Below are 12,143 nucleotides of genomic sequence, written 5' to 3'. Positions count from 1 at the left end.
ATGCATTGCGAGTCACCGATCAAACGCCGTATTTCACGCAAAATCTGGGTGGGTTCCGTGCCGGTAGGCGGTGATGCGCCTATCGCCGTGCAGAGCATGACCAACAGCGACACCAATGATGTGGCCGCCACCGTGGCGCAGATTCGTCGTCTGGAAGATGCCGGCGCGGATATCGTGCGGGTTTCCGTGCCGGATATGGATGCTGCCGAAGCCTTCGGCAAGATCAAGCTGCAGGTCAAGGTGCCGCTGGTGGCCGATATCCACTTCGACTACCAGATTGCCCTGCGTGTGGCTGAGCTTGGTGTCGACTGTCTGCGCATCAATCCGGGCAATATCGGCCGCGAAGACCGCGTACGCGCGGTGGTCGAGGCGGCACGCGACAAAGGCATTCCGATTCGTATCGGGGTAAACGCCGGTTCGCTGGAAAAAGATCTGCAAAAGAAATACGGCGAGCCTACGCCTGCTGCGCTGGTCGAGTCAGCGCTGCGCCATGTCGAGCATCTGGATCGTCTGAACTTTCCCGACTTCAAGGTCAGCGTAAAGGCCTCCGACGTGTTTATGGCCGTCGAAGCCTATCGCTTGCTGGCCAAGCAGATTGAGCAACCGTTGCATCTGGGTATTACCGAGGCTGGGGGTTTGCGCTCCGGTACGGTCAAATCTGCGGTTGGCCTGGGCATGCTGTTGGCCGAAGGCATCGGCGACACCATCCGCATTTCCTTGGCCGCTGATCCTGTTGAAGAGATCAAGGTTGGCTACGACATCCTCAAATCGCTGCGCCTGCGCTCCCGTGGTATCAACTTTATCGCCTGTCCAAGCTGTTCGCGGCAGAACTTTGATGTGGTGAAAACCATGAACGAGCTGGAACAGCGCGTCGAAGACCTGCTGGTGCCGCTGGATGTGGCGGTGATCGGTTGTGTGGTCAACGGTCCTGGCGAAGCCAAGGAAGCCCATATCGGCCTGACCGGTGGCTCGCCCAATCTGATCTATATCGATGGCAAGCCGGCGCTCAAGTTGGGCAATGACAACCTGGTCGATGAGCTGGAAAAGCTGATCCGCCAGAAAGCGGCCGACAAGGTCGCAGCTGACGCCGCTCTGATTCTGCGCAGCTAACACCGTTAAGGAATTGAATTGAGCAAGTCCCTGCAAGCCATTCGTGGCATGAACGATATCCTGCCCGAGCAGACCCCGCTCTGGCGTTATTTTGAAGGCGCGGTCGCCAGTCTGTTGGATGGATACGGCTATCGGCAGATTCGCATGCCGATCGTTGAGTTCACCGAGCTGTTCAAACGCTCCATTGGTGAAGTCACCGACATCGTTGAAAAAGAGATGTACACCTTCGACGACCGCAATGGTGATTCCCTGACCCTGCGTCCTGAAGGCACTGCTGCCTGCGTGCGCGCTGTGCTTGAGCATGGTCTGGCGGGCGGTGGGCAGACCCAGAAGCTCTGGTATATCGGCCCGATGTTCCGTCACGAGCGTCCGCAGAAAGGCCGTTATCGCCAGTTTCACCAGATCGGTGTGGAAGTCTTCAATATCGACGGCCCGGATATCGACGCCGAGCTGATCGTGCTGACCTGGCGCCTGTGGGGCCTGCTGGGTATCCGCGATGCGGTGAAGCTTGAGCTCAACAGCCTGGGCACCAGCGCCGCCCGCGCGGTATATCGCGATGCGCTGGTTGAGTTCCTGACCGCCCATGCCGACCAGTTGGATGAAGACAGTCGTCGCCGTATGGGTAGCAACCCACTGCGTGTGCTCGACAGCAAGGTACCGGAAACCCAAGCCCTGCTGGTCAATGCACCAAAGCTGGCGGATTACCTGGATGAAGAATCGCGCGTGCATTTCGAGGGGCTCAAGGCCCGTCTGGATGCGGCCGGTGTGCCGTACGTGATCAACCCCAAGCTGGTGCGTGGCCTGGATTACTACAGCAAGACGGTGTTCGAGTGGGTAACCGACCAGCTCGGCTCCCAAGGCACTGTCTGCGCCGGCGGCCGTTACGATGGACTGGTCGAGCAGATGGGCGGCAAGCCGACGCCAGGCGTGGGTTTTGCCATGGGCATCGAACGGTTGGTGCTGTTGCTCGAAACTCTAGGTAAAGTACCGGCTGAAATCGCCCGTACGGTCGACATCTATCTGTGCGCCTTCGGCGAGCCGGCTGAATTGGCTGCGATGGCTTTGAGCGAGCGGCTGCGTGATCAACTGCCAAACCTGCGTCTGCAGGTCAATGCCGGGGCGGGTAGCTTCAAGAGTCAGTTCAAGAAAGCCGACAAGAGTGGCGCGCTGTATGCCTTGATCTTGGGTGAAGACGAATTGGCCCAGCAAGTGGTAGGTTGCAAGCCGCTGCGCGGTCAGGGTGAACAACAAAGTATTGCGTGGTCGGCATTGGCCGATCATCTGGCGACCTGCGCCGATCAGGCCTGAGCGTCTGTTAAGTGATTTAGCGAATAGGAGTGTTGGGGTGGTTTCGCGTACTGATGATGAAGAACTGGCAGTAATCAAGGACTGGTGGCAGCGCAATGGCATGCCATTACTGACCGGTGTTGTGCTGGCGTTGGTGGTGGTGTTTGGCTGGCAGGGCTGGCAGAAGTACCAGGCTAATCAGTCCCAGGGTGCTTCGCTGGTGTATCAGCAATTGCTCGAAGCTGCGCTGGACCCAAGCGGCAAGCCTGACGCCGGCAAGGTCGCCGAGCTGGCCAATACGCTGAAAAAAGATTTTTCCGGCACTCATTACGCCCAGTACGGCAGTCTGTTTGTCGCCAAGGTCGCGGTTGAAGCAGGCAAGTTGGATGACGCGGCCAGCGAACTGCAGGCGATTGTCGACAAGCCGGCTGATGACAGCCTGGCTGAGCTGGCCCGTCAGCGCCTGGCGCGCGTGCTCGCTGCGCAGGACAAGGCCGAAGATGCCCTGAAATTGCTGGATGCCAAGGTTGCACCGGCCTTTGCCGCCAGCCGTGAAGAACTCAAGGGTGACCTGCTGGTGCAACTCGGCCGTGCCGACGATGCGCATGCCGCCTACGAAAAAGCCAAGGCTGCGTTGTCTGAAGATGCCGCTGTCGGTGGTCTGCAAATGAAGCTGGATGATCTGGCAAAAGGGGATGCGTGACGTGATGCGCTGGAAGAATGCCGCACTGCTGGCCCTGGCCGTTCTGGCCGTAGGTTGCAGCAGCAATAGCAAGAAGGAACTGCCACCGGCTGATCTGCCCAAGTTCGAGGAAGAAGTCAGTCTGCAGAAACAATGGAGTCGCTCGATTGGCGACGGCCAGGGCGAGTCCTTTAACATGCTGGTACCGGCGATTGATGGTGAGCAGATCTATGCTGCCGACGTCGAAGGTCTGGTCGTAGCCATGGACCGTATGACCGGTAAGGTCATCTGGAAAGCTGACCTGGAACTGCCGGTTTCCGGCGCAGTTGCCGCTGGTTATGGTCTGGTGGTGGTTGGCACGCTGAAAGGCGAGATCGTCGCGCTCGACACCGCTAACGGTGAAGAAAAGTGGCGCGCCCGCGTGACCAGTGAAGTGCTGGCTCCGCCTGCGCTGAACGGCGATGTGGTGCTGGTACAGACTCAGGATGACCGCCTGATCGCTCTGGACATAAACACCGGCGAGCAGCGCTGGATCTTTGAAAATACCCCGGCGGTACTGACCCTGCGCGGCACTGGCAGCCCGGTACTGACCAACCGCCTGGCGATTGCCGGCCTGTCCACCGGCAAGGTGATTGCGCTGGATGCTCAGCGCGGTATTCCGGTCTGGGAACAGCGTGTGGCTATTCCACAGGGCCGTTCCGAGCTGGATCGCGTGGTCGATATCGACGGCGGCCTGCTGCTTTCGGCAGGCACCCTCTACGCCGTCAGCTACCAGGGCCGCGTTGCCGCGCTGGATCTGGAAAGCGGGCGTATCCTCTGGCAGCGTGAAGCGTCCAGTTCGGTCGGTGTGGCCCAGGGTTACGGCAGTGTTTACGTAAGCCTGGCCAGCGGTACCGTTGAAGGTATCGACGAGCGTTCGGCTTCGGCCTTGTGGAGCAACGATGCTCTGGCTCGTCGCCAGTTGTCGGCTCCTGAAGTGTTCTCCAGCTATATCGCGTTTGGTGACCTCGAAGGCTACCTGCACTTGGTCAGCCAGGTGGATGGTCGCTTCGTCGGTCGCACGCGTATCGACAGCGACGGACTGCGTGCCCGTCCGCTGGTCGTGGGTGATTGGCTGTATGCCTACGGCAACGGCGGTAATCTGGTGGCCCTGACCATCAAGTGATCGCCTGCTGACGCTTTGGCTATGCTGCACAGCACTCAGGGCTGTGCAGCATAGCCAGCGCAATGAATTCCGGCCGCTGCCCCTGCAGCGGCTTTTGTATTTTCTGAAATAACGAAGTGGAGAGCCTAATGGTTCCCGTAATTGCCCTGGTGGGCCGCCCGAACGTTGGCAAGTCCACCCTGTTTAACCGCTTGACCAAGTCCCGTGACGCGATTGTCGGCGACCTGTCTGGTCTGACCCGTGATCGCCAGTACGGCGAGGCCAAGTGGCAGGGGCGAACCTATATCGTCATCGACACCGGGGGTATTTCCGGTGACGAGGAAGGCATTGACGCGAAAATGGCCGAGCAGTCGCTGCAGGCCATCGAAGAAGCCGATGCGGTGTTGTTTCTGGTGGATGCGCGCGCCGGGTTGTCTGCTTCCGATCAGATGATCGGCGAGCACCTGCGTCGGCGTAACAAACGCAGCTTCCTGGTGATCAACAAGGTCGACAACATCGACGCCGACTTGGCCCGCGCTGAGTTCTCCAGCATGGGCATGGGCGAGTCCCTGGCGATTGCCGGTGCTCACGGTCGTGGCATCACCCAGATGCTTGAAGCCGTGCTCGGCTCCTTCCCCAAGGATGCCACCGAGCCGGAAGAGGGCGAGGAAGAGGAAATTGTTCTCGAAGGTCAGGAAGCCAAGCGCATTCCCGGTCCGAGCGAGAAAGACGGGATCAAGCTGGCGATCATCGGCCGACCTAACGTCGGCAAGTCGACCTTGGTCAACCGCATGCTCGGCGAAGAGCGGGTTATCGTCTATGACCAGGCCGGCACCACCCGCGACAGCATCTACATCCCGTTCGAGCGCGATGACGAGAAGTACACCCTGATTGACACCGCCGGCGTGCGTCGCCGCGGCAAGATCTTCGAGGCGGTGGAAAAGTTCTCGGTGGTGAAAACCCTGCAGGCGATCCAGGACTCCAACGTCGTGGTGTTCGTTATGGACGCTCGCGAAGGCGTGGTTGACCATGACCTAAACCTGCTTGGCTTCGTATTGGAAAGCGGCCGCGCGCTGGTAATCGCTCTGAACAAATGGGACGGCATGGAGCCAAGCGAACGCGATTACGTGAAGGTCGAGCTGCAACGTCGACTGTTCTTCGTCGACTTCGCCGATATTCACTTTATCTCGGCACTGCACGGCACCGGCGTGGGCAACCTGTACAAGTCGGTGCAGGCTTCGTTCAAGTCGGCGATTACCCGCTGGCCGACCAACCGTCTGACTACGATTCTTGAAGACGCCGTCAGCGATCACGCGCCGCCCATGGTCAACAATCGCCGCATCAAGTTGCGCTATGCCCACCTGGGTGGCGCTAACCCGCCGCTGATCGTGATTCACGGCAACCAGGTCGAGGCGGTGCCCAAGTCCTATATCCGTTACTTGGAAAACACTTACCGCCGTGTGCTCAAACTGGTTGGTACGCCGATCCGTATCGAGTTCAAGGGGGGCGATAACCCGTATGAGGGCAACAAAAATACCCTCACCGATCGTCAGGTGAACAAGAAGCGTCGTCTGATGAGCCACCACAAGAAGGCCGAGAAGAAGCGCAAAGACAAGCGCTAAGCTTGGGTTTAAACGCTCTATAAAGGCACCTTCGGGTGCCTTTTGCGTTTCTGGGTGTTGGGCTATTCTGCGCCATCAATAGCGTTCAAGTCCGGCGCTTGGCCCAGGAATATTGCCTCGATGATCATCAGCAAGTTGCCGAATGTCGGCACCACCATCTTTACCCGCATGTCGCAGCTGGCTATGGAAGCAGGTGCTTTAAATCTGTCCCAGGGCTTCCCGGATTTCGATGGTCCGCAGGCATTGCGTGATGCGGTCGGCCGGCATATTGCCGCCGGGCATAACCAGTACGCGCCGATGACTGGCTTGCCAGCGCTGCGTGAGCAGGTGGCGGCGAAGATCGCCCGCAGCTATGGGCGTGCGGTCAGCGTCGACAGCGAGATCACCATCACCCCAGGGGCGACCCAGGCGATCTTCTGTGCAGTGCAGGCGCTGATTCAGCCGGGCGACGAAGTGATCGTCTTCGATCCCAGCTACGACAGCTATGAGCCTTCAGTGGAGCTGGCCGGTGGGCGCTGTGTGCATGTGCCGCTGGCCTTGCCGGGTTTCGCCATCGACTGGCAGCGCCTGCAGGATGCGCTCAGCGACAAGACTCGCCTGATCATCCTCAACAGCCCGCACAACCCCAGCGGCGCGCTGATCTCCCGCGCTGAGCTGGACCAGTTGGCGGCGTTGATCCGCGAGCGTGATATCTACCTGATCAGCGATGAGGTCTACGAGCATCTGGTATTCGATGGCGTCCAGCACGCCAGCATCCTCGCCCATGACGAGTTGTATCAGCGCGCTTTTGTGGTCAGCTCGTTTGGCAAGACCTACCACGTCACCGGCTGGAAGACCGGTTATGTGGTGGCGCCGCCGGCGCTCTCAGCCGAGCTGCGCAAGGTCCATCAGTACGTCAGCTTCTGCGGCGTGACGCCGCTGCAGTGGGCGTTGGCCGACTATATGGCCGAGCATCCCGAGCACGTCGAGGAGCTGCCAGCGTTCTACCAGGCCAAGCGCGATCTGTTCTGCGACCTGCTGGCCGGCTCGCGCTTTAGCTTTACCCGTGCTGCGGGCACTTATTTCCAGCTGGTCGATTGCACGGCCATTCGCAACGATCTGAATGATGTGGCCATGGCCGAATGGCTGACCCGCGAGCACGGCGTGGCGGCCATTCCGGTGTCGGTGTTCTACCAGACACCACCCAAGGATCTGCGCCTGGTGCGCTTCTGCTTTGCCAAGCGTGAAGAAACCCTGCGCCAGGCGGCGGACAAACTATGCGCGATCTAAGTCTATTGCCCGACCTCGAGCTGGCCCTGATCCAGACCACCCTGGTCTGGCAGGACGCGGCCGCCAATCGCGCGCATTTCGCATCCCTACTCGAGCAGGCGCGCGGTGCAGACCTGATCCTGCTGCCGGAGATGTTCAGTACCGGTTTTTCCATGGACTCCGCCGCCCTGGCCGAGCCCGAAGATGGCCCCACCAGCCAGTGGCTGCGTGAGCAGGCGCAGACGTTGCAGGCGGTGGTCACCGGCAGCCTGATTATCCAGGCCGCCAATGGTTCTTATCGCAACCGTCTACTCTGGGCGCGCCCGGATGGTTCCATCGCGCACTATGACAAGCGCCATCTGTTCCGCATGGCCGGCGAGCACAAGCACTACAGCGCAGGCACTGAGCAGGTGCTGCTGGAGGTCAAAGGCTGGCAGGTGCGTCCGCTGATCTGCTACGACCTGCGTTTCCCGGTATGGAGTCGCGACCCACAGAGCACCGACCTGTTGCTCTACACCGCCAACTGGCCAGCCGCGCGGCGCAATCACTGGAATCGCCTGTTGCCAGCACGGGCCATCGAAAACCTCTGCTATGTCGCGGCGGTTAACCGCATCGGCGAGGACGGCAAGGGCAACGCCTATAGCGGCGATAGTCAGGTGCTGGATTTTCAGGGCGAGGCGCTGCTGGAGCCTGGGGCGGCGGGTGGCGTATTTCGGGTAACCCTCAATGCCTCGGAGTTGGCCGCTTACCGTGAGCGGTTCCCGGCTTATCGCGATGCGGATGCTTTTACCCTGGCTGACTGATGGACGACCGTTACTGCTTTAGGTAGTGGTCGTAGATCGCCTGATAGCGCCCGCTGGCCTTGAGCTGAGCAAGACCCGCATTGAAATCGTCGCGGATCTGCGGGTCGCGAAATACCGGTCGGTAGTTCTGCGGGTCTTCCTCGACAAACTGATGCATGGCGATGGTTTTGGCCTTGAACAGGGTGGTGCGTTCGAGCAGCAGTTCAAAGTAGCGATAGATGCTGCGATCACTCAGCACCAGATCGTAGCGGCCCTTGTTCAAGCCCAGCACCTGCAGCTCCTGGTTGTTCTGCTCGAAGTACAGGCCATCTTTCTGGCTGGCGGCCAACCATTCGGGATAGCGCTGGGCCGCGCCCTGGAAGGCCACGATGCTAAGGCCCTTGATGTCCTCGGGCTTCTGGATGTCGAAGCGCCGGCCTTGCAGGCTAACAAACACGTTGGAGTAGATCACCGCCGGGTTGCCGTAGTGGCCACCGGCCGCAGCAAGGTCCTGGCCCAGGTCGGTCATGGCTGCATCTACTTCACCTCTGCGAAACGCCAAGGGCACGCGGGCCAGGGGAAAGTAGCGGGGTTCGAGTGTGTGGCCGCGAAACGCCAGGGCTTCGCCAATCACTTCCAGCTCGATACCGCTGTCGCTTTCCGGAAAGCAGAAGGGCGGAATCTTTTCACCGAAAGCCATGACCACGGTGGCCGCCAGACTATTTGCGCTGCAGGCGAACAGCAGTGGCAGGGTGAGGGCGCACATCCAGTGTGTCAGTGAACGCATGGTCAGATGCTCCTGCGATCGATTTTTTGCAGTGTAGATGTTGTCCGAATGATCGCCGTGCACTTGGTCTAATAACCGAGCCGATTCAGCGCGTCGCCATGGCCATGTGTATGGCCGCTTGTTCGGCCGCGCTGGCCTCCAGGCGCAGCTTCTCGCTGCGCAGAAAGTCGCGCAGCTGCTGCAGGTCGGCAATCTTTTGCTCTACTTCAATCAGTTTGCGGCTGACCAGTGCCGCGCCCTGGGCGCAGTCCAGTTGTTGCTCGCGTCGCGCTTTGAGGATTTCGCCGATCTCGCCAAGGGAGAAACCCATGCCCTGCGCCTGTTGGATAAAGCCCAGGTCGGTCAAGGTCTGTGGGCTGTATTCGCGGTAATTATTGTCGCGCCGCAGGGCGCTGATCAGCCCCAGGCTTTCGTAGTAGCGAAGAGTGTGGCGGCTAGCGCCGCTGCGTTTTTCCAGTTCACCAATACGCATGGAAATCCCGCTTGACTGTCGAGTGTGCTCGATAGTTTAGCCTGCTTGGGTCATCAACGACTCAGGAGGATTGGCGATGAATCAGCCATGTTTTGTCACCGGCGGCAGCGGCTTTATCGGTCAGTATCTGCTGGCGTTACTCACCCACAAGGGTCACCCGGTCAGCGTGCTGATGCGTCGACCGCACAGCCTGCCAGCTTTGCGCGAGCAGATCGAGCAGTTGGGCGGGCGGGACGATTTGCTCACGGCGGTTGGCGGTGATCTGGGCTTGCCGGGGCTGGAGTTGGATGCCGCTGCCCGTGAGCAGGTGCGTCAGGCTGCTGTGGTGTTTCACCTGGGCGCGCAGTTCGCCTGGGGGCTGGCTGCCGAACAGGCGCGTCGGGTCAATGTCGAAGGCGCGTTGGCGGTGGCTGAACTGGCGGCGCAGCAAGGCAGCCGGCTGCTGATGGTGGGCGGCTTTATGCTGGCCAATCATGGGCATCTACAGCGCATCGGCATTGATCTGCAGCAGCCCGAGCGCACCGACTGGGACAAGGTCTATCAACGCACCGGCGCCTATGAAGGCAGCAAGCTGGAGGCGCATTTCCGTGTGCGCGCGCGTATGGCTGAGCTGCAGTCGCCACTGACTGTGGTGCATCCGGCCACTGTGTGCGGCCATAGTCGCAGCGGGCATATTCTGCCAGCACAGCCGTTGGCGGGACTGATCGGTAACCTGGCGGGCGGTTTGCTCGGGGCGATTCCGGGTTCAGCCGCACATTGGCTGCCGCTGGTCAGTGTGGATTTTCTCGCCGAGCTGATCGTGGCCGCGGCCTTTGATAAGCAGCAGGCCGGGCAGGAGATTCTCGCCCTGGATGCCGCGACGCCCAATTTGCAGGGCATGCTGCAGCAATTGGCCCACACGCTAGGCGTCAGTGCACCGAGTCGGCATGTACCGATTCCTTTGCTACGGGCGTTGCTGAAGATTCCGGGTGTGCCGCGTTTGCTGCGTACCGATGCCGAGTCGCTGGATTTTATCCAGACCACTCGTTTCAACACCGCCGCAACTCAGGCCTTGGCGCAGCGCCATCAACTGCAGTGGCCGGATATCGGCCAGGCCTTGCAGGCCACAGCGCGCTACCTGGCGAGTGAGCCGTCAACCGTATAGCGCTGACGGCTACTGCACTGATCAGGCCGCCTGTTCCGCTGCCTGGCCGATGGCCCGATTCAGCGCGCTAAACAGCGCGCGGAAGCTCGCGGTAGTCAGGTTTTCATCGATGCCGACGCCATGCAGCGCGCGGCCGCCGTTAACCCGCAGTTCGATATAGGCCGCCGCCTTGGCATTGGTGCCGGCGCCGATGGCGTGTTCGCTGTAGTCCATGATCTCCACGGCCACCGGCAGGCCGGCGACCAGGGCTTCCAGCGGGCCTTTGCCAATTCCGCGCCAGTGCTGGGTTTCGCCGGCATTGACGACTTCTACATCGACCGCGCTGGTGCCGTTTTCTTCCTGCAGGCGGTGGCCTTTCAGGGAGTAGGGCGTGGTGGCCTGCAGGTACTCGCGCTCCAGCAGCTGGTAGATCTGCGCGGCGCTCATTTCCAGACCGAGGCGGTCGGTTTCCTTCTGCACTACCTGGCTGAACTCGATCTGCATGCGCCGTGGCAGGTTGATGCCGTATTCCTGTTCGAGCAGGAAGGTGATGCCGCCCTTGCCGGACTGGCTGTTGACGCGGATTACCGCCTCGTAATCGCGGCCAATATCGGCCGGGTCGATTGGCAGATAGGGCACTTCCCACAAGGCGTCGGCCTTCTGCTGGGCGAAGCCCTTGCGGATCGCATCCTGGTGCGAGCCGGAGAACGCGGTATGCACCAGGTCGCCGACATACGGGTGGCGCGGGTGCACCGGGATTTGGTTGCAGTCCTCGACCACCTTGCGCACGGTGTCGATATCGGAGAAGTCCAGTTGCGGATCGACGCCCTGGGTGTAGAGGTTCAACGCCAGGGTCACCAGGCAGACGTTGCCGGTGCGCTCGCCATTGCCGAACAGGCAGCCTTCGACGCGATCCGCGCCCGCCATCACCGCCAGCTCGGAGGCAGCCACGCCTGTGCCGCGATCATTGTGGGTGTGCACGCTGAGCAGCACGCTGTCGCGCTGGTCGATATGCCGACCGAACCACTCGATCTGGTCGGCGTAGTTGTTCGGCGTGGCGCACTCGATGGTCGCTGGCAGGTTGAGGATCAGCTTGTTCGACTGGGTCGGCTGGAACACCTCAATCACCGCGTTGCACACCTCGACGGCGAAATCGATCTCGGTGGAGCTGAACACTTCCGGCGAATACTCGAAGCCCCAGCGGGTTTCCGGAGCGGCGTCAGCCAGACGTTTGATGGTTTGGCCGGCGGCCACGGCGATAGCTTTGACGCCGGCCTTGTCCTGGTTGAAGACGATCTTGCGGAAGCTCGGCGCGCAGGCGTTGTAGTAGTGAACGATGGCCTTTTTCGCGCCTTTCAGCGACTCGAAGGTGCGTTCGATCAGGTCGTCACGGGCCTGGGTCAGCACCTGAATGGTCACGTCATCCGGGATATGGCCGCCTTCGATCAGCTCGCGGACGAAGTCGAAATCGGTCTGCGAGGCGGAGGGGAAACCCACTTCGATTTCCTTCAGGCCCACGGCCAGCAGGCACTTGAAGAAGCGCATCTTCTTCTCGGCATCCATCGGCTCGATCAGCGACTGGTTGCCATCGCGCAGGTCGGTGGACAGCCAGATGGGTGCCTTGTCGATGATCTTGTCCGGCCAGGTGCGGTCCGGGATGGCAATCTGGGTGAACGGGCGGTACTTGCTGGACGGGTCTTTAAGCATGCTCATGGGGCAATCCTTTTAGCGCGGCGGCAATCGGCGAGCCGGGCGGAATTTGAAGAATAAGGCAGGGCGTGGGCGTAAGAACTAGCCACGCAGTCGCTGGCTGACCAAGCAGAGATTGGTGTGTTGGCGCAGCAGGATAAGGGTGTGATGGGTATTCATGGCGTCAACCCTAACCA

The 12,143-nt window shown here is 60.6% G+C and carries 11 protein-coding genes; 8 read left to right on the top strand and 3 right to left on the bottom strand.

Annotation, left to right across the window (positions count from 1 at the left end):
• The 7 genes from ispG (at position 1) to Q8M42_RS14025 (ending at position 7,896) form a co-directional block, all read left to right on the top strand.
• The gene (ispG, locus tag Q8M42_RS14055) at positions 1–1,110 is read left to right on the top strand and encodes a flavodoxin-dependent (E)-4-hydroxy-3-methylbut-2-enyl-diphosphate synthase (RefSeq protein WP_304864634.1); all 1,110 of its coding nucleotides are present in this window, start codon (positions 1–3) and stop codon (positions 1,108–1,110) included.
• Between the two features lie 18 nt (positions 1,111–1,128).
• Positions 1,129–2,418: a histidine--tRNA ligase gene (hisS, locus tag Q8M42_RS14050; RefSeq protein ID WP_304864630.1), complete on the top strand. Its 1,290-nt coding sequence runs from the start codon at positions 1,129–1,131 to the stop codon at positions 2,416–2,418.
• A gap of 100 nt (positions 2,419–2,518) precedes the next feature.
• The gene (locus Q8M42_RS14045; RefSeq protein WP_304864904.1) at positions 2,519–3,100 is read left to right on the top strand and encodes a tetratricopeptide repeat protein; all 582 of its coding nucleotides are present in this window, start codon (positions 2,519–2,521) and stop codon (positions 3,098–3,100) included.
• Positions 3,093–4,244 (top strand): outer membrane protein assembly factor BamB, encoded by a 1,152-nt coding sequence (bamB, locus tag Q8M42_RS14040; protein ID WP_304864903.1) that lies wholly within the window; start codon positions 3,093–3,095, stop codon positions 4,242–4,244. Before Q8M42_RS14045 ends, bamB begins: the two co-directional genes overlap by 8 nt.
• Positions 4,245–4,372: 128 nt before the next feature.
• On the top strand, positions 4,373–5,845 hold the full coding sequence (gene der, locus Q8M42_RS14035; RefSeq protein ID WP_160085283.1) for a ribosome biogenesis GTPase Der: 1,473 nt from the start codon (positions 4,373–4,375) through the stop codon (positions 5,843–5,845).
• Between the two features lie 120 nt (positions 5,846–5,965).
• Positions 5,966–7,114, top strand: coding sequence for a pyridoxal phosphate-dependent aminotransferase (locus Q8M42_RS14030; protein ID WP_304864625.1), 1,149 nt, complete (start codon positions 5,966–5,968; stop codon positions 7,112–7,114).
• Positions 7,102–7,896, top strand: coding sequence for an amidohydrolase (locus Q8M42_RS14025; protein ID WP_304864623.1), 795 nt, complete (start codon positions 7,102–7,104; stop codon positions 7,894–7,896). Before Q8M42_RS14030 ends, Q8M42_RS14025 begins: the two co-directional genes overlap by 13 nt.
• Before the next feature lie 10 nt (positions 7,897–7,906).
• On the opposite strand, the gene Q8M42_RS14020 is transcribed toward Q8M42_RS14025, so the two are convergent.
• Both Q8M42_RS14020 and Q8M42_RS14015 read right to left on the bottom strand, forming a co-directional pair.
• A complete protein-coding gene (locus Q8M42_RS14020) occupies positions 7,907–8,662 on the bottom strand; it encodes an ABC transporter substrate-binding protein (RefSeq protein WP_304864621.1) in 756 nt (251 codons plus the stop codon).
• A gap of 85 nt (positions 8,663–8,747) precedes the next feature.
• The gene (locus Q8M42_RS14015; protein WP_304864619.1) at positions 8,748–9,134 is read right to left on the bottom strand and encodes a MerR family transcriptional regulator; all 387 of its coding nucleotides are present in this window, start codon (positions 9,132–9,134) and stop codon (positions 8,748–8,750) included.
• A gap of 76 nt (positions 9,135–9,210) precedes the next feature.
• Here Q8M42_RS14015 and Q8M42_RS14010 point away from each other — a divergent pair, with 76 nt between their 5' ends.
• The gene (locus tag Q8M42_RS14010) at positions 9,211–10,278 is read left to right on the top strand and encodes an SDR family oxidoreductase (protein WP_304864616.1); all 1,068 of its coding nucleotides are present in this window, start codon (positions 9,211–9,213) and stop codon (positions 10,276–10,278) included.
• 21 nt (positions 10,279–10,299) lie between these two features.
• Here the strand turns inward: Q8M42_RS14010 and leuA are convergent, their stop codons facing one another.
• Positions 10,300–11,970, bottom strand: coding sequence for a 2-isopropylmalate synthase (gene leuA, locus Q8M42_RS14005; protein WP_304865555.1), 1,671 nt, complete (start codon positions 11,968–11,970; stop codon positions 10,300–10,302).
• Between the last annotated feature and the right edge of the window lie 173 nt (positions 11,971–12,143).

Origin of the sequence: Pseudomonas sp. (assembly GCF_030684895.1) — a bacterium.
Taxonomy (GTDB): domain Bacteria; phylum Pseudomonadota; class Gammaproteobacteria; order Pseudomonadales; family Pseudomonadaceae; genus Aquipseudomonas.
This window is presented reverse-complemented; position numbering and strand designations above follow the sequence as displayed.

Coding starts and splice junctions, on each gene's coding strand:
- ispG (WP_304864634.1), top strand. CDS start 1: ATGCATTGCGAGTCACCGATCAAACGCCGTATTTCACGCAAAATCTGG.
- Q8M42_RS14045 (WP_304864904.1), top strand. CDS start 2,519: ATGCCATTACTGACCGGTGTTGTGCTGGCGTTGGTGGTGGTGTTTGGC.
- bamB (WP_304864903.1), top strand. CDS start 3,093: ATGCGTGACGTGATGCGCTGGAAGAATGCCGCACTGCTGGCCCTGGCC.
- der (WP_160085283.1), top strand. CDS start 4,373: ATGGTTCCCGTAATTGCCCTGGTGGGCCGCCCGAACGTTGGCAAGTCC.
- Q8M42_RS14030 (WP_304864625.1), top strand. CDS start 5,966: ATGATCATCAGCAAGTTGCCGAATGTCGGCACCACCATCTTTACCCGC.
- Q8M42_RS14025 (WP_304864623.1), top strand. CDS start 7,102: ATGCGCGATCTAAGTCTATTGCCCGACCTCGAGCTGGCCCTGATCCAG.
- Q8M42_RS14020 (WP_304864621.1), bottom strand. CDS start 8,662: ATGCGTTCACTGACACACTGGATGTGCGCCCTCACCCTGCCACTGCTG.
- Q8M42_RS14015 (WP_304864619.1), bottom strand. CDS start 9,134: ATGCGTATTGGTGAACTGGAAAAACGCAGCGGCGCTAGCCGCCACACT.
- Q8M42_RS14010 (WP_304864616.1), top strand. CDS start 9,211: ATGAATCAGCCATGTTTTGTCACCGGCGGCAGCGGCTTTATCGGTCAG.
- leuA (WP_304865555.1), bottom strand. CDS start 11,970: ATGAGCATGCTTAAAGACCCGTCCAGCAAGTACCGCCCGTTCACCCAG.